This window comes from Aquirhabdus parva, from assembly GCF_003351745.1.
GTDB classification, from domain to species: Bacteria; Pseudomonadota; Gammaproteobacteria; order Pseudomonadales; family Moraxellaceae; genus Aquirhabdus; species Aquirhabdus parva.
The window spans coordinates 3,562,844-3,579,858 of the sequence record NZ_CP031222.1 but is presented as its reverse complement, the minus strand read 5'-3'; the positions used below and the strand labels follow the sequence as shown (position 1 = coordinate 3,579,858).

Here is a 17,015-nt window from a genome sequence, read left to right as displayed (position 1 = left end):
TTTTTTTGAGTGCCCAAAACTTACTTTTAGAAAATATTCATTGTCACTATTCGCCATGTGATTTAAAGCATGGGCTTTTTATACTCAAGTGAGAAGTCGATCCAGTGACCACACAGGCGTTTAATCGTGGGGCTGTTGATCTATGAGGCTTCCATACACTTTGAGGAAGACATCATGAACGCACAAGTCAAAACCAGTGGTCATTCATCATCGGCATATAAGGCCAGCTTTCCGGTCAGACGTATGGATTTTGAGTTCACAGACGTGCCCGAGTTTTGGGCTGCGGATGATGCGGGCGTGACGTTTTTCTTAACGGCGATGTCAGCCTTATTCCCTGCTGGCGAGCAGTTCTTTGTTGATGCAGTACGTTCGGTACGCTATGAAGGCGTATTGAAAGATGATTTGGCGATGCAAAAAGAGATCAGTGCTTTTATCGGACAAGAAGCGATGCATTCCAAAGAGCATCACCAGTTCAATGCCGCAGGTAAAGCCTATGGTCATGATGTCGATACCTTAGAGCGCTGGACCGATTCGGTGCTAGGGCTGGCAGATCGTTTTCATCTGAGTAACAAGTTGCAGTTGGGGATCACCTGTGCGCTTGAGCACTTCACTGCCACCATCGCCTCTGAGCTGATGCGCCGGGAAGACCTCCATGAGCTTATGCATAGTCCTGTGATGTATAAGATGTGGCTGTGGCATGCGGTAGAAGAAACCGAGCATAAATCGGTGGCTTATAACGTCTATGAAAAACTATATGGCAAAGGCGTACGCGCCTATGCAACGCGCGCGTCTACGATGGCGCTGGCGATGGTCTTGCTGTTCTTGGTCCATACCACCTTTATGGCGCGTTTGATGGCACAGCGCGGCAAGATGCGCCCCAGCGATTGGGTGCCTGCGATGAAAATGATGTACGGTGGTCGTAAAGGACTCATGTCGCGAATCGTACCGGATCTCTTTGATTATTTTCGGCCCAATTTTCATCCAGAACAGCATGATACGACAGCGTTATTGGCGAAATATAAGAAATTGCTGAATTTTGAAGTTCATTAATGTGATGTGGGCATGGTGTTTTTTAACGTTCTGAATACCTTGTTAAAAAACGATTTGGATCAATGCCAAGTCGTTTTTTTATGTGTTTTTTGATGCATTCGCAGACGTCTGCAAGGTTATCTATGACGAAGCGCTTTTTTTTGGTGTAATATCAAATGCAATTTTTGACCTTGAACCATGCCCAGTCCATGGTCGCTGCGCATATGCAGCAGGGTCACCTGTCGTCAATATGATAGATCATCATTCATTTAGGTAGCGCATGAGCAGTCTTAATCCCGCCACAGAAAGTCGTTCCGTCGCAGAGTTCACGGAACAGGCTTATCTTAACTATGCAATGTATGTGATCATGGATCGTGCATTGCCGCATGTTGCGGATGGTTTAAAACCGGTACAGCGCCGTATTGTCTATGCGATGAGCGAGCTTGGCCTCAAGAACTCGGGCAAGCCAAAGAAATCAGCCCGTACCGTCGGTGACGTGCTGGGTAAATACCACCCCCATGGTGACAGTGCTTGTTATGAAGCGATGGTATTGATGGCGCAGCCGTTTAGCTATCGTTATCCCTTGGTCGAAGGACAAGGGAACTGGGGTTCGCCGGATGATCCCAAGTCTTTCGCGGCGATGCGTTATACCGAAGCCAAACTCTCTGCGTACAGCGAGCTCTTGCTTAATGAGCTCGGTCAAGGCACGACAGAGTGGCAAGATAATTTTGATGGTTCTCTGCAAGAACCCGTGACGCTCCCTGCGCGCCTGCCTAACATTCTACTCAATGGCACGATGGGGATTGCCGTGGGTATGGCGACGGATATTCCACCGCACAATCTGCGTGAAGTGGTCAAAGGCACCATCGCCTTGCTGAAAAATCCGAATCTGTCGGATGAGAAGCTGGCCAGCTATATCCCAGCCCCCGATCTACCCACCCGTGCAGAGATCATCAGCAGTCCTGAAGATCTGCTCAAGATTCAAATGACTGGACGCGGCAGCTATCGCGCCCGTGCGGTCTATCATGTCGAAAAAGGCGAGATCGTGATTACCGATCTGCCGTACCAAGTCTCTGGTGCCAAAGTTATTACCCAAATCGCCGAGCAGATGCAGGCTAAGAAGCTGCCACTGGTCACGGATCTACGAGATGAGTCGGACCATGAGAACCCGACGCGTATTGTGATCGTGATGCGCTCGAATCGGGTTGATGCCGATGCCTTGATGAGCCATTTGTTTGCTACGACCAAGCTGGAAAGCAGCTATAGCGTCAATCTGAATATGATTGGGTTGGATGGTCGTCCGCAAGTCAAGTCGATTCGTACCATTTTGCTTGAGTGGCTGACTTATCGCCAAGACACGGTGCGCCGTCGTCTGAGCTATGCTTTAGAGAAAATTGAGAAGCGCCTGCATATTTTGGCGGGTTTGTTGATTGCGTACTTAGATATCGATACCGTGATTCGTATCATCCGCGAGGAAGATCACCCACGCGCGGAGTTGATGGCGCATTTTGCTCTGACCGAAATTCAGGCCGATGCGATCCTAGACCTGAAATTGCGCCACTTGGCAAAACTTGAAGAAATGGAGATTCGCCGTGAGCAGGAAGAGCTGGAGCTGCAAGCGGCCAAGATTCGTGAGCAATTGAATAATCCAGAGTCGCTTAAAGCGTTGATTATTGAAGAGCTACAGGAAGATGCCAAAAAGCATGGCGATGATCGTCGTTCACCGATTGTACAACGTGCTGAAGCGACAGAGCTTAAAGAGTCTGATCTGACCCCTGCGGAGGCGATTACGGTCGTGCTATCGCATTCGGGTTGGATTCGTGCGGCGAAAGGTACCGACATTGATGTGCAAACTTTAAGTTATAAGGCTGGCGATGCTTACCTGAGCCACTGCACAGGCAAGAGTAATCAGCGGGTCTATCTGCTGGATAATACTGGACGGAGTTATGCGCTTGCCGCCGCTAATTTGCCTTCTGCACGTGGGCAAGGCGAACCGGTTACCACCAAACTGGCGCCGCCTGCCGGCACACGTTTTGTGGAAGTGCTGATGGGGGACGATGCTCAGCCGATCCTGCTAGCAGGGAATAACGGCTATGGATTTGTTAGTACCTTGTCTGCGCTAGACAGTACGGTGAAAGCCGGGAAAACACTGGTGAGCTTGGTTGAGGGCAGTGAGCTGATGCCGGTGTTGTACTTGCCGAAAGATGCGGATCGGATTGCCGTGTTGTCATCCAGCGGACGTCTGCTGATCTATCCACTGGCTGATTTACCGGTGATGAATCGTGGTAAGGGCAATAAACTGATTGCGCTAGAAAGTCATGAGGTGGTGCGTGCCATGGTCGGTTTGGTTGCAGGATGTTCACTGGTACTGATGTCGGGTTCGCGTCCGCTCACATTAAAAGAGGCGGACATTAGCCATTATTCTGGTAAGCGCGGTCAGCGCGGCCATTTACTGCCGCGTGGTTATCAGAAGGCGGAAAGTATGCAGATTGGTTGAACTGTGCAGTCATTCACAATGAGAAGGCGTGGATAATGCTTAAATTGTGATTGGGTGCACGTTTTAGGCATTAGAGAATAGTTTCCGCTTTAGGGTCAGTCGTGATAATGTTACGCCAGCCAAAAAGTAGTCTTTTAAACGCATTGATGGGTCATGTATGACTGATCAGAACAACAGCAAATGCACAGATTATGTACAAAAAGCAGTGATAAGCTTGAGGCAAGCGACAAGCCCTTATCTTTGCATCATATTTAACCTTTCCTTCGGTGGGGGAAGGAATCAAAACGGAGAAGAAGTGGTATGAATAAGCCTTGGTTTGATGCGTATCCAGCAGGGACGCCACATGAGATCGTATTACCAGCCAGCAATACCTCTTTAGTTGATGTATTTGAACGTACTTTCCAGCAGTTTGGCGATCGCGATGCGTTCGTCTGTATGGATAAACGACTGACTTATAAAGAACTGGATCAAAAAAGCCGTCAATTCGCAGCCTATTTACAATCATTAGGTCTTAAAAAAGGCGCTAAAGTTGCGGTCATGCTGCCGAACGTCCTGCAATACCCGATCGCACTGATCGGTATCTTGCGTGCAGGCTATGTGCTTGTTAACGTTAATCCGCTCTACACGGCACGTGAACTTGAACACCAATTAAAAGATTCAGGCGCGGAAGTGATCGTTGTGCTTGAGAATTTTGCACATGTCCTGCAAGAAGTGATTGCCAATACCCCAGTCAAACATACGATCGTCACCAGTGCTGGTGAGCTGTTGGGCTTGGTTAAAGGCTTTGTGGTGGATTTGGTCGTACGCCGCGTACGCAAGCAAGTGCCAAGCTGGGTTCTGCCAGGCAGTGTCAATTTTAATCATGCATTAAATAAAGTCAGCGCCCGCAAATACCAGCGCCCTGTTGTCGGTTTGTCCGATACGGCAATTTTGCAGTACACCGGCGGTACAACGGGTGTGTCTAAAGGTGCGGAACTGACGCATTCGAATCTGGTTTCTAATCTGCTGCAAACCAATGCTTTCTTCAGTAGTGTATTGGGCGAGAGTGCAAAGGGCGCGGAAGAAAGTATTTTGTGTGCTCTGCCGCTGTATCATATTTTCGCCTTGATGGTCTGTGCTCTGTATGGTTTACAGCGCGGTCAATTGATCATTCTGATCCCAAATCCACGCGATATTCCTGGACTGATCAAGGAAATTGATAAATACAAACCAAGCTTCTTCCCAGCTGTAAATACCTTGTTTAATGCTCTGGCACACAACGAAGACTTCCAAAAACTGGATTTCTCCAAGCTTAAGCTCAGCATGGGCGGCGGCATGGCCGTATTGCCAGCTACTGCAGCACTGTGGCAGAAGATCACCAAAACCCCGATTCTTGAGGGCTATGGTTTGTCAGAGACTTCACCGATTGCCACCGCAAATCCGGTGAATATCACGGCATACTCAGGCACCATTGGTATTCCACTACCGTCTACTGAAGTGGCGATTTTGGATGATGATGGCAAAGAAGTGGCTTTGGGTGAGCGCGGTGAGATTTCAATCCGTGGTCCACAGGTCATGAAAGGCTATTGGCAGCGTCCTGACGAAACCGCAAAAGTCATGACTGCTGATGGCTACTTCCGTACGGGTGATATCGGGATTATGGATGAGCGCGGCTATACCAAAATCGTTGATCGTAAAAAAGACATGATTCTGGTATCCGGCTTTAACGTATACCCAGCAGAAATCGAAGAAGTCATCACCAACCATCCGAAAGTGCTGGAAGCAGCTGCGATAGGCGTGCCTGATGACAAGAGCGGTGAAGTACCGAAGTTGTTTGTCGTCAAGAAAGACCCAAGCTTGACCGAAGCGGAACTCAAGATTTATATCAATGAAAATCTGACCGGTTATAAGCGTCCGAAGTACATTGAATTCTTGGCGGAACTGCCGAAGAGTAATGTGGGTAAAATCCTGCGTAAAGAACTGCGTAAGTAATTCTCCCCAGTAGTAAACAAGTCCAAATAAAAACAGCCTGATTAAAGGCTGTTTTTTATGTCTGCTGTTTTAGTACTTTGAATTAACCGTTCAGAGCACCATTAAACTAAAGCAATGGGAACCAGACACCTCTAATGGTTGGTATCCCCATATTTGACCTCACATGATTCTCTTCGAGCGTTGAGACATCAACATCCTCTATAACATCAAGAATATCTCTAACACCAAAAATATTAAAAACTTGCTCAGCTAGTATGTGCTTTGCATCGTCCAAGCTGTAAGCAGATATGCCACAGCCCAGATTAAGAACTGATGGTGATAGAGATCGATCCAACGTAAACCAAAATCGATGTAGCACTACCATTTCTCCTAGGAAGATATGCTTTATTATGTCTTATGAGGCTGTTTTTAGAGAGGCAGATGGAGGTGGCGGCAGTATGGGACTACCATCAGGATTTAACCCATAGCGGGGGCCCAATGAGGTCAGGATGATTGTGGCATCATACTGGCCGTTCTCATCGGGTTTAGCCGTGTTGCTGCAGTGAATGGTATAGCTGACGATAACCTTCTGTGGCACGCCGTAATAGGCTTGCGGGTAGAGTGGGTAGTCGTAGCCGATATACCCAATACTATGGCGGAATGGGTAACGTCCATAGCCACCATAGTAGCCAAACGATCCATAGTAATTAAACATTGGATTTGCTGCGACAATCACATTGGGTTGGTCACTCGGGAGCAGCTTATCGGTAATCTCGAAATAGCGGTAGCCATTCTGCACCGTCACTTGTGCGGCTTTTAGCAGCGCAATTTCTTCTGCCCGTGCGGCCGTACTTTCATTGCGCGCTTGATAGGTTACACGGAAGATATTGGTGTTGAGCTTAAATTGGTCGTATTTGCCTAGTTCAGCAAAGCTGCTTGGCGTCGTGGCGCATGATGAAAGTAGGGCTGCTGAGCCGATGAGCATGAATGAAAGCACAGCAGCACGTTTCAACTGTAGGGTCGATAGCGATAGAAATTTAGACATGACGGCTCACCTAAGCATGAGGTGCGGTGGAACGATAGGATATGCCTTGAGTCTATGCGCGAATGCGTTGAAATAATGTCGTAAATCTGTGATCAGCGATGACTTTTTAGTGAAATCAATGGGCAGATTATGGAGAAAATATGATGATCTATCATCAGAACAGGGAGGGGGTGACGCGGAGATTTTTATGATGGATTAGATTGTCTTAAAGCACCATCCTATGATGATGCTGTGGACGAATATTGATTTTAAGCTTGTTGCGGTTGGATACCGATCACACGTCCATACGCGTCATGGTGAACCGTACAAATATTGGCCGCACGACCCGCTGTGATCTCTTGTTCTGGCAACTGGAAATGCGCAGCATAATCAGCAAGATCTTTTTGTGGTGATGGCGTGATGCGACGTGCTGGCAAAAGTGTCCACAGCAAGAGTGCCAATGCGCCACACATGACGGACACAATGATATAACCCATGGTCATGGGTGAAATTTTAGTCACGAAGTGAACCAGAAAGGGTTGTTTGCTGAACGCATGTGCGCCAGTGATGACGACCAGAGGGCGCCATAGATACAACCACATTCCCCACATCAGTGCGGTAGAGCTATCCGAGAAAAAGCGCTGGTACCAGTGCAGTTGCTGTCGGATGTTAATGATTAACGAGTTACTCATGGTCTTTCTTCTCCAAAGAGTGTATGCCACGATCAGGGCTAACCCAGCGCGCGCGTTTACCATCGCGCCGGAAAAGCACTTTGGGAAACGCCGTAATCGTGGTGGCGATGTTGATCACCCAAAACACTAGAGGGTACCAAATCATCCAATAATAATTTCGGCCTAAGCCTTTCTCATAGCGACTGTCGAGCCACTTGCTGATGGCAAACTGCAACAAACACGTCGCACCTAAAAACACACCGCTCCCTTGCGGGATGAGTGGCGATCCAACCACGGGCCAAGTGCCTGCCGGCACGACCAAACCCACGATCCAAATGACTACCAGAATCAACATCAAATAGGACCAGATCAGTGTGAGGCAAAGCTCAAACATCAATGGCCATAAAAAATTCTGACTGGGCCTTAAAAACACATCGATATTTTTAAGCAATACTTGGGCGCCGCCCATGGCCCAGCGCAGACGCTGTTGCCATAGACCTTTCAACGTTTCGGGCATCAATATCCAGACGAGCGCATTCGGCTCGAAACGGACATCCCATCCAGCACGTTGTAACTTCCAAGTAATGTCGATATCTTCGGTCAGCATATCTGCTGACCAATAACCGACTTCATGTACCGCAGATTTACGAAATGCGGTAATTACACCAGAAACTGTAAATAGCCTACCAAAACTACGCTGTGCACGCTTGATCATTCCGACGATCGACGAGAATTCTCCGACCTGTACCCGACCAAGCAGGGTTGAGCGGTTGCGAATCCGTGGATTACCCGTGACGGCAGCCACATGAGGGTGCGCGACAAAGTGGCGAACCATCCAGTGTGCGGCATGCGGGTCGAGTAATGCATCTCCATCAATTCCGATCAAAAATTCTGATTTAGCGAGCAAGCTACCAGCTTGCAAGGCCATGGCCTTGCCCTGATTCTCTGCCAAATGCACGACTTTTAGTTTGGGATACTTTTGCGCCAGACGATTTAAGACTTCAGCGGTTTCGTCAGTGCTACCATCGTTGATCGCAATGACTTCAAAGTCGGGATAGTCGAGTGCGAGTGCATGACCAATGGTCTCTTCCGCATTGACGCCTTCATTAAAACAAGGCACCAGTACGCTGACCGAGGGCGTATCCTCTAAAACGGGCGGATGATTAAATAGCGGTTGTGTCCGCTCATTCCGCCAGTAAAACAAAATTGCACCAATCATCCACAGATAAGACATGAGCAGTGGATAATAGAAGACAAAGCCTAATATGCCATGCCATAGTGCGATGAAGTCGTTGATCACCATTATAGCACCTTAACGTAATTCAGGCATATTTGGTTTGCGATCAAACACGGGGCGAATTATCGCAGGATCCGGATGGTCTTTACTTGGATCATCGGGGTAGTAAGCAACGTGCTGTGCACCTGCATCGTAAAGGCTTTGAATGGTTGCAGCAAGCTCAGCGCTCGGGATTTTTTGATCATTTCTCCAGTTCACGGCTTGCAGTTCAAACACGACTTTACGCATGGCGTTAGGATAGGCTTTTACTTTGCTGACAATCTCTTGCATGAAGGCTTTCGGATCTTCCGCTTTTTCCATATACGGCATGGCCATGATCGCGGTGAAGTCATAGTTGGCCAGCGAGTTGTCGAGCGACTGGGCATACCAGACTTCTGAGCGTGGATTAAGTACGACTTGCGCATAGAGGTTACGTGCAGTCAGTAAGTTCGGCTGTTCTGCACGGACCATGTCCGCCAGTTCATTGGCGAAGCGATCCAAGGCATTGATCTTTAAAATGGTCCAGCGACCCAGCAGATCATCATTCTTACGGATGTCACTGATTTTGGCCGGTAAACCCCATGCTTGATTCTGCGCGATACCGAAGCTACTTGCATCTTCATAATCCGACAAGGTTACATCATCATGGAATAAGATGCCGTCAATCGGTGCGCCGCGCGCCAAGTCCTGATAGATCTCACGCACCGCCATTTTTGCACGGGGTGAAAACAGGGACAGACGTGGGTAGCCCATGTTGAGATGGTCGCCACTTGAGGCTTGTTCCGTTCCAACTACATCTTTGTAAGCGGGATTCGTTGCAGGCAGTTTCCACGCCAGCAGTGGCATCCAAGCAAAAATACGCTTGACCTGTGTGCGGGTGCGAATTTGCCATGAGGCGCGATTAAACAAGTCTGAGCGCATCGGAAGCACATGATTTGGGAAATACACCATATCCGCTGCACCGTCGGCATCAGGATCGGCAAAGGCTTGCAGATACACGGTATTTACACCCATCGCCTGAATGCGATCCAGCAAATGGCCGAGATTCTTTTCTTGTTGTGCGGGGTCTGGATCGTAGATATAGTCCAGATCGACGTGCATGATTTTCTGCGGGCGATCATTGTCTGAAATATTGGCGATGCGAGTAGCCAGTTCACGGTCTAGATCAGACAGTTGCATACGGCCTTCGACGAGAATACGGCGTAAGCCCCACAAGGGTGTAGATACGGTATTTGGGCCGTCATCAAGCGTTAAGCCGATCGGCATACCGAGTTTTTCAGCGATGACACGGGTCTCGATATTGTAGTTACCATAAGGCCACGCAATCACACGTGGAGCACGAATGCCGTGTTGGCGTAAAAGTTCGTTATTTTTCTTTAAATCGGTAAAGATGCGTTTTTTATAGGTTTCTTCATCTTCGTAACGCTTCAATGCGGGCAAATATAAGCGTGTGGTTGCCGCTGGCTCCATATTACCTTGCGGATTGGCAAGAATCCCATCGTGCAAACCGTAAGTATGGCTACCAATTTCAACCAGACCACTTGATGTCATTTCCTTGATCTGATCCCAGCTCAACATCTCCTGACGCGAAACGGAGCGACCATCAAAGTTCACTACTTCACCTTTGGTCTGATCCAGCCAACTGCCCACCACAGCGACGACGGCTGGGGCATTAAACAGTTTTAAGATTGGGAAGGCATTGGTATAGACCGAACGATAGCCATCATCAAAGGTGATCAACACGGCTTGTTCAGGCAGCGGGAGCTTGCCGGCACGAGCAGCCAGAACCTGATCCACACTGACAAAATGATAGCCCTGATTCTTCAACCAATCCATTTGACGGACAAAATTGGTCGGTGACACGGCATATTGCGGAATCAGCGCATCTTTGGGGTCAGCGATTTCATGATAACTAATCACTGTTAATTCAGTCGGTAATGAAGCAGTGGCTATCGAACTGGTGAAGCACAGCACGTAGATGGCGATGAAAGCAATAATTCGAGTCATGATATCGGACAGAAAAAGTTATAAAATACAGAAAATTAAATATATAGACTGCACAGCAATTGTGCAATGAAGGTGGCGCATTCTAGCAGGAACATTTTAAAAAAATTCACTAAACGCATTGTCTAGGGAAAACTTTTTTAATACCTGTTCACAGTGCTTCTTTAAGTATTGAATTCGTTGGTATTTTAATAAATATCATACCTTGACTTAAAAGTGTTCAGTTCAGCGGGGCAAACCGATGATATCTGCGCCTAAATAACAACAATAGATTTCAAAATAGCCCTATGCCTCATCCACAGAATGGCTGACAACATACCTTGACCATTGGTTAAAATCTAGTCACAAAATTGTAATTTTTGTAGTATAGATATTATTTTATCAAGCGCTTAAGCATATAAAAAGCAGGCTGCGGGTAGGTTTGTAAGTTCTCCGTTTGGTCGGTGTCTAGGGCTTGAGTTTCAAAGCCGATCTTCTGCCAAAACGACACGGAGTTTTGAATCGAAACCAGCGCAGTATATTGAATATGATCAGGTTGTTGAGACAACGCCGTATTAACCAAGGTCACGCCAAGGCGCTGACCTGCGACGCGCGGCAAAATCGCCAAATCATGCAAATATAAACAATTGGAGAGGGTGGGTTTAAAGCGCCCACCCAATGGGGTAATGTTACCTACAGTTGAGTAATAGCCAACCAGATAGGCGCAAACTCCCAGCGTATCTTCGACCACCCATGCGGTTTTTGGGCTCGTGTGTAACCGGTCGATGAAGGTGGATTGGGGTTCGATGGCATCCAACACATAGCATTCGGCCTGAATCTGCATCACCGTCTCTATATCACCGTGCTGCATTGCTCTGATCTGAAACATGGATTCTCCACAGCGCATTCATCTTGACGCTAAAAAACGATCAAGATCGACATTTTATAGACATAGAATAACATTAAGCTGCATGAACTCGGTCTACACTTAACCAATACCTCAGGGATTTATAAACGTCCATCGTAGACCCCATTATGGTCTATGCCAAAGATCATCAGGAGAGAGCCAGCATGACGCAACCTTCCGCTTCAGAACAAGAAATCGTAAATGACCCCATATTAGATAATGTCCTCCACCCCGAATATCAGCCGACTGTCCATTCTGATGATCCTCTGCAAACTAGTCTCACAGGTTTTGATCTGATTTCGCATTCCATGCTGAACAAAGGTATGGCATTTAGTGAAGCCGAGCGTGATGCCTTTCAATTGCATGGTTTATTGCCGCCACATGTTGGGACTTTGGATGAGCAGATCTTGCGCCGCTTGCAGGTGCTGCGTAGTTTTGCGACAGACTTTGAGCGCTATGCCTTCCTACGCGATTTGCAGGACAGTAATGAAACGTTGTTCTATGCGATGTTGGTGCATAATCTGGAGGAGCTTTTACCCTTGGTCTATACCCCAACGGTGGGAGAGGGTTGTCAGCGCTTAAGCGAAATCTGGCGTAAACCGCGCGGCTTATTTTTAAGCTATACCAATAAAGACAAGATCCGTGAAATTTTTGCCGATACGCGTTATGACCGCGTGCGGGTAATTGTGGTCAGTGACGGTGAGCGGATTTTGGGACTGGGTGATCAAGGCGCAGGGGGTATGGGGATTCCGATCGGTAAGTTATCCCTCTATACCGCTTGTGCAGGGATTCATCCGCTGGAAACCTTACCGATCTTGCTAGATGTTGGCACCAACAATCCGGATCGGCTGAATAATCCGATGTATATCGGTTGGAGTCATGAGCGCATTCGTGGAGCCGAATACGATGCCTTTGTCGAGGAGTTCATTGCTGCGGTGACAGAGCGCTGGCCGAACGTGTTGCTGCAATGGGAAGATTTTGCCGGTGCCAATGCTGGACCCTTACTTGAGCGCTATCGCGATCGTCTGTGTACCTTCAATGATGATATTCAAGGCACGGCAGCTGTTGCTGCGGCAAGCCTGTTGTCCGCCATTAACGTGACGGGGATTCCTCTGACTGAACAGCGTATTGCCTTCTTGGGCGCAGGATCTGCGGGCTGTGGGATCGCTTCTCTTTTGCATCAGGCCATGGTTGATGCCGGTCTTAGTGCGGCTGAAGCTTCCAAACGATTTTATGCGGTTGATCGCTATGGCTTATTGGTTGAAGGAATGGCGGATATTCGTCCTGCTCAAGTGTTATTTGTACAAAATAAACAGGATGTTGCTCACTGGGTGCGTACCTCTTCAGATGGGATTAGCCTGCTGGATGTGGTCACCAATGCCAAGCCTACTGTATTGATCGGTGTGTCCGGACAAGCTGGGGCGTTTAGTGAGCCCGTGGTGCGGATGATGGCGCAGCAGGTAGAACGTCCGGTGATTTTCCCACTCTCCAACCCGACGTCGAAGAGTGAAGCCAAACCTCAGGATCTGATGAACTGGACCAATGGCAAAGCCTTGATTGGCACAGGGACTGCATTTCCGCCTGTGCTTTGGAATGGGGAACACTATGAGATCAACCAAACCAATAATTCCTATATTTTCCCCGGCGTGGGTTTGGGGGTGCTGGCAGTAAATGCTCGGCGTATCACCGATGCGATGTTTATGGCGGCAGGTAAGGCACTGGCCGATTTGTCTCCGACTCGGCTGGATAAGACTGCTCGTTTATTGCCCCCCGTTGAAGAGCTGCGTGCGGTCTCAGTTGCGGTTGCGCAAGCGGTTGCACGTCAGGCTCAAGCCGATGGGATTGCCGATCAGTGTAGTGATGCGGAAGTGTTAGCGCGGATCAAAGCGTTGGTTTGGGAGCCAGTGTATCGACCTTATCAACGCGTATAAAAAATCATCGGCATAGCCATTGAAAACACGCATTGCAACTGCCATTGATGTGGGTACATTCGTATTTTGATTATCGTCGTAGATAGGGGTAATGCATGGAATACAAAGATTATTATCAAGTACTCGGTGTGCCGCGTACCGCGACACAAGATGAGATTAAGCAGGCTTACCGTAAGCTTGCGCGGAAGTACCATCCCGATGTGAGCAAGCTGCCAGATGCTGAAGAACGTTTTAAGGAGTTAGGTGAGGCCAATGAGGTGCTCAAAGATCCTGAGAAGCGTGCGGCTTATGATCAGATGGGCAGTCAGTGGAAGAGTGGCCAGCAGTTTGAGCCACCACCGAACTGGAATGCTGGATTTGAGTTTGGTGGACGCGGTGCGCCGGATGATCAGATGGGTGGTTTCGGTGGCGGCTTTGGGGGTAGCTTCGGTGGTGGTCAAGATCACAGCGACTTTTTTGAGTCTCTTTTTGGTCAAGGACGCCAACGACGTCAATCAGGCCAAGGCTTTGGTCAGCAGCCGCCTGAGCAAGGGCAAGATCATCATGCCAAGGTGCTGATTGATCTGGAAGATGCTTATACGGGTGCCAAGCGCAGTATTTCATTGAAAACGCCCAGTGTGGATGCCAGTGGCCATGTAGTGATGACCGAGCGGAAGCTGGATGTCAACATTCCTAAAGGGATTCATGCCGGACAGCATCTGCGTCTTGCAGGTCAAGGCGAAAAGGGTGCAGGTAAGGCGGGAGATCTATTCCTTGAAATCGCCTTTAATCCGCATTCCTTGTATCGCGTAGAGGATCGGGATGTGTATATAACCCTGCCACTTGCACCATGGGAAGCGGCGCTTGGCGCAAGTGTTAATGTTCCCACTCCGGATGGTCAGGTTAGCTTGACGATTCCGGCCAAATCTGTGGCCGGGCGCAAGATGCGCTTAAAAGGCAAAGGAATTCCAAGTAGTTCTGCCAATAGTCCTGCGGGAGATTTCTATGTGATTCTGGAGATCGCTTTACCACCTGCCAATACCGATCGTGAGAAAGAGGCGTATCGGGCCATGGCAGAGGCCTTTGATTTCAATCCACGCCAGCATTTAAAGAGTGGTCAATAAATTCAATTGCAGACCTTGAGATTGAGGTCAGATGAAAGAAGGATGAAGAAGTCATGAGTGAATATACAGCGCTGATCCATGGGGTTGTCGTGGAAGAAAATGTCGACTTGAACTTGATTGAGTTGTGCCGCGCCAGTCATGCCCCTGTTGAGCAGATTCATGTCTGGGTGGTCGAAGGGGTACTAGAACCAGAAGGTCAGACACCGACCGAATGGCGATTTAGAGGGCCTTCGCTGCGCCGTGCTCGTCTTGCGGTGCGTCTAACGCGGGATTTGGACGTCAACGCGGCTGGGGTGGCGCTGGCGTTGGATTTGATGGACGAGATTGCGGGGCTGCGGGCCAAGTTACAGCATTTGGCGGTGCATGAGATCGATGCATGATCAGCACTTGGGACGGCATCCGTTAGAACGTGAACTGGATGCCGTTTTTATTTTATTTGCCATCTGGTTAGTGTAAAAGCGTCGAAATATTTACAACTTGTATGTTCCAAGACTGGACAAATCAGCATCAGATCGACTCTACTAGAGCAGATCGTTTCTTGTGGGAAAAAGGATCATTCCATCCGCATTGAACAACAATACGCGATCACGCGATTATAAATACAACGCCATCATTTTGATTGAAAAAATGATGATTTGCACTTGAGCATGCCTGACCCATGAGCACCTCGACTTTGACGACAGATATCCCGACGCCAGCCCCGATTCCACCATCCCCGAACACGCCAAAGCCGGTGTCTTGGAAGCTAAAAGGCACCTTGACCATTGTGGCGGTATTGCTCGTCGCTGTGGCTGTTTTTGCCTGGTACCGTCTGCGGCTGCCGGTACAGCCTGACAATCAAGCGGAGATCAGTTTGGGCACGCCGGATGTCTGGATTCACAGCCAGAATTTAGCGTTGCTGCCCCATGACCTGTTGCAAATTCCTATTCTAAAAAGCGTGCTTACCGAAGATTTTTTATATTTCTATCAGCAAGATGTCGATTGGCTTAGCCTACAAGGTGCAATCCGTCGTTTGAGCTTTGAGCATGATCTGAATTGGTCGGATAACTTGCTTAAAAATATTGCTGCAGCGCCTGCGGATGTTTATCTGTGGCGCGATGGCACTCATGCCCTGCGCTATTGGGCGCTCAGTATTGAGCGGGATCCGTTGCTGACGGTGGCGCAGCAACTGGCACAAATGAAGCTGGTCGCCGATCGACAAATTACCGAAGTGGGCCGCATCAAAGTCGATGGCGATGAGATTCCTTTGCTCAAAATTGCATTGTCATCGCAGCGTAGTTTGGTGCTCGCCGCCCATGGAAAGCGGTTAGTTTTATTTTCAGACAGTGCGATGGTGAGTCGTGATGCGGGTGAGTTGGACACCAACGCAGAAGCTTTTGTCCAAACGCTGCTGGCTAAAGATGCCAAAGCACGTGGCAAACTGATTAATGATAGTCAGGCGCCGGAGCTGAGCACGACGCATGCGCAAACTGTCTGGATGTCTAATCGCTTCTTTGCGCAAGGTTATGGCGCATTTATGCCGGATATTCAGGCACTGCGTTTCGACTATGACAATGGCAGGTGGACCAGCCAAGCCAATACCCGCAAAATTCACGTCGATTCCCGCATATGGGCGCAGATTCCGGCCTATGCGGCATGGTGTGCCAGTACCTCGATCGATTGGACTCAGGTGGAAGCTGCGCTGAAGTCGGCTAAAGCGCCTGTGGATCAGATGCTGGAAAGTAAGGCGCTGGAGAGTCTGGCACCGACTGGCGCAGTGTGTTGGTATACCGAAGCGGGTGATGATGTCTCCAAGCCCTTATTTATCGGGCTGCGTACTGAAAAGTCCACCTTAAAGACAGAAGACCTTACGGCACTGTTTAATTGGGGCGTATCGACCAATCGTGATTATTATCAGCCGATTCGCGAGATACAGGCAAAAAAACGCCAGCTTGCAGCACAGCTCCAAGCCGTCAATGATGAAATCAAAGCACTGAAAAAGTCACCAGACCGATCCGAAATGCAGGATCTCGGGAAAGAAGAGCGCGCTGCGCGGGAGCAGGAGCGTAGCGATCAACTGGCGGCGAAGAAAGTTGAAAAAGAAGATCTGAAAAAGCAGCAGGATGATGCACGTGAAGCGCTGATTGCCGCCAAGCAAAAACTCGATCCAGAGATTAAGGCCGCAGAAGCTTTGACGACCCAGCAGCAAGGTGGCTTTACCACCATCAAACGCACGCTTGAGATTTTGCCGACGCAAAGCACCAATCCGATGCTGGCGTTCAACAACCAAGTGCTGTATTTCTCACCAAGTAGCCCCTTGGTTGAACGTGCGATGAAAGTCGCTGACCAGCGCTATCCGAATGTCCAAGAAGCGTCTAAAGGACTGATTGATCCCAAAGCGGTGACGTTGCTCTACGTCAATCCGGCTAAAGTCGCGACGCTGATGACGGAGACGGGTCATGATGCGCTCCCGCAAAAGAGCCTGCCGCGTCTGCGCGCCGCGTTTGACTATCATATGCCTAGCCGGATGAGTGCTTTAGCCCAGCAAGCCCCTTTTGCCGTAACGTTGAAAAATGCATCAGTGAGTACAGGAAATGATACGACTGCATGGCAGCCGATGATTTGGCACAGCGCGCCTTAGCGGGCGCGCGATGATTTAACGAGA

Annotated in this window: 12 protein-coding genes; 7 read left to right on the top strand and 5 right to left on the bottom strand. The window is 48.9% G+C overall.

All coding sequences use genetic code 11. From position 1 onward, the window contains the following. The first annotated feature begins 174 nt into the window (after positions 1 to 174). The 3 genes from HYN46_RS16170 to HYN46_RS16160 all read left to right on the top strand — a co-directional run bounded on the left by HYN46_RS16170 (position 175) and on the right by HYN46_RS16160 (position 5,497). Positions 175 to 1,050, top strand: a complete 876-nt coding sequence (locus HYN46_RS16170) for a metal-dependent hydrolase (RefSeq protein ID WP_114900344.1) — start codon at positions 175 to 177, stop codon at positions 1,048 to 1,050. Between the two features lie 259 nt (positions 1,051 to 1,309). Beyond that, the gene (parC, locus tag HYN46_RS16165; protein ID WP_114900343.1) at positions 1,310 to 3,526 is read left to right on the top strand and encodes a DNA topoisomerase IV subunit A; all 2,217 of its coding nucleotides are present in this window, start codon (positions 1,310 to 1,312) and stop codon (positions 3,524 to 3,526) included. A 300-nt stretch (positions 3,527 to 3,826) separates the two neighbouring features. Then, complete coding sequence (locus HYN46_RS16160; RefSeq protein WP_114900342.1) at positions 3,827 to 5,497, top strand: long-chain-fatty-acid--CoA ligase; 1,671 nt, start codon at positions 3,827 to 3,829, stop codon at positions 5,495 to 5,497. Positions 5,498 to 5,891: 394 nt separating this feature from the next. Here HYN46_RS16160 and HYN46_RS16150 read toward each other — a convergent pair whose 3' ends face one another. The 5 genes from HYN46_RS16150 to HYN46_RS16130 form a co-directional block, all read right to left on the bottom strand. Then, a complete protein-coding gene (locus HYN46_RS16150) occupies positions 5,892 to 6,521 on the bottom strand; it encodes a CC0125/CC1285 family lipoprotein (RefSeq protein ID WP_114900340.1) in 630 nt (209 codons plus the stop codon). Positions 6,522 to 6,769: 248 nt separating this feature from the next. After that, positions 6,770 to 7,192: a poly-beta-1,6-N-acetyl-D-glucosamine biosynthesis protein PgaD gene (gene pgaD, locus HYN46_RS16145; protein WP_162818270.1), complete on the bottom strand. Its 423-nt coding sequence runs from the start codon at positions 7,190 to 7,192 to the stop codon at positions 6,770 to 6,772. After that, positions 7,185 to 8,474: a poly-beta-1,6-N-acetyl-D-glucosamine synthase gene (gene pgaC / locus HYN46_RS16140; protein WP_114900339.1), complete on the bottom strand. Its 1,290-nt coding sequence runs from the start codon at positions 8,472 to 8,474 to the stop codon at positions 7,185 to 7,187. Before pgaC ends, pgaD begins: the two co-directional genes overlap by 8 nt. Positions 8,475 to 8,483: 9 nt before the next feature. After that, positions 8,484 to 10,454 (bottom strand): poly-beta-1,6-N-acetyl-D-glucosamine N-deacetylase PgaB, encoded by a 1,971-nt coding sequence (pgaB, locus tag HYN46_RS16135; protein WP_114900338.1) that lies wholly within the window; start codon positions 10,452 to 10,454, stop codon positions 8,484 to 8,486. Positions 10,455 to 10,824: 370 nt separating this feature from the next. Next, positions 10,825 to 11,319 carry a GNAT family N-acetyltransferase gene (locus HYN46_RS16130; RefSeq protein ID WP_162818269.1) on the bottom strand — a complete coding sequence of 165 codons (495 nt, stop codon included), beginning with the start codon at positions 11,317 to 11,319 and terminating at the stop codon, positions 10,825 to 10,827. A 182-nt stretch (positions 11,320 to 11,501) separates the two neighbouring features. Here HYN46_RS16130 and HYN46_RS16125 point away from each other — a divergent pair, with 182 nt between their 5' ends. The 4 genes from HYN46_RS16125 (at position 11,502) to HYN46_RS16110 (ending at position 16,991) form a co-directional block, all read left to right on the top strand. Further along, the gene (locus HYN46_RS16125) at positions 11,502 to 13,268 is read left to right on the top strand and encodes an NAD-dependent malic enzyme (protein ID WP_114900336.1); all 1,767 of its coding nucleotides are present in this window, start codon (positions 11,502 to 11,504) and stop codon (positions 13,266 to 13,268) included. Positions 13,269 to 13,363: 95 nt separating this feature from the next. Further along, positions 13,364 to 14,371 (top strand): DnaJ C-terminal domain-containing protein, encoded by a 1,008-nt coding sequence (locus tag HYN46_RS16120; RefSeq protein WP_114900335.1) that lies wholly within the window; start codon positions 13,364 to 13,366, stop codon positions 14,369 to 14,371. A 53-nt stretch (positions 14,372 to 14,424) separates the two neighbouring features. Beyond that, a complete protein-coding gene (locus tag HYN46_RS16115) occupies positions 14,425 to 14,751 on the top strand; it encodes a chaperone modulator CbpM (RefSeq protein ID WP_114900334.1) in 327 nt (108 codons plus the stop codon). Between the two features lie 278 nt (positions 14,752 to 15,029). Next, the gene (locus tag HYN46_RS16110; RefSeq protein WP_114900333.1) at positions 15,030 to 16,991 is read left to right on the top strand and encodes a DUF2138 family protein; all 1,962 of its coding nucleotides are present in this window, start codon (positions 15,030 to 15,032) and stop codon (positions 16,989 to 16,991) included. Positions 16,992 to 17,015 lie beyond the last annotated feature (24 nt).

What these genes read in the sequence shown, in the direction of transcription:
- HYN46_RS16170 (WP_114900344.1), top strand. Translation starts at nt 175, where the DNA reads ATGAACGCACAAGTCAAAACCAGTGGTCATTCATCATCGGCATATAAG.
- parC (WP_114900343.1), top strand. Translation starts at nt 1,310, where the DNA reads ATGAGCAGTCTTAATCCCGCCACAGAAAGTCGTTCCGTCGCAGAGTTC.
- HYN46_RS16160 (WP_114900342.1), top strand. Translation starts at nt 3,827, where the DNA reads ATGAATAAGCCTTGGTTTGATGCGTATCCAGCAGGGACGCCACATGAG.
- HYN46_RS16150 (WP_114900340.1), bottom strand. Translation starts at nt 6,521, where the DNA reads ATGTCTAAATTTCTATCGCTATCGACCCTACAGTTGAAACGTGCTGCT.
- pgaD (WP_162818270.1), bottom strand. Translation starts at nt 7,192, where the DNA reads ATGAGTAACTCGTTAATCATTAACATCCGACAGCAACTGCACTGGTAC.
- pgaC (WP_114900339.1), bottom strand. Translation starts at nt 8,474, where the DNA reads ATGGTGATCAACGACTTCATCGCACTATGGCATGGCATATTAGGCTTT.
- pgaB (WP_114900338.1), bottom strand. Translation starts at nt 10,454, where the DNA reads ATGACTCGAATTATTGCTTTCATCGCCATCTACGTGCTGTGCTTCACC.
- HYN46_RS16130 (WP_162818269.1), bottom strand. Translation starts at nt 11,319, where the DNA reads ATGTTTCAGATCAGAGCAATGCAGCACGGTGATATAGAGACGGTGATG.
- HYN46_RS16125 (WP_114900336.1), top strand. Translation starts at nt 11,502, where the DNA reads ATGACGCAACCTTCCGCTTCAGAACAAGAAATCGTAAATGACCCCATA.
- HYN46_RS16120 (WP_114900335.1), top strand. Translation starts at nt 13,364, where the DNA reads ATGGAATACAAAGATTATTATCAAGTACTCGGTGTGCCGCGTACCGCG.
- HYN46_RS16115 (WP_114900334.1), top strand. Translation starts at nt 14,425, where the DNA reads ATGAGTGAATATACAGCGCTGATCCATGGGGTTGTCGTGGAAGAAAAT.
- HYN46_RS16110 (WP_114900333.1), top strand. Translation starts at nt 15,030, where the DNA reads ATGAGCACCTCGACTTTGACGACAGATATCCCGACGCCAGCCCCGATT.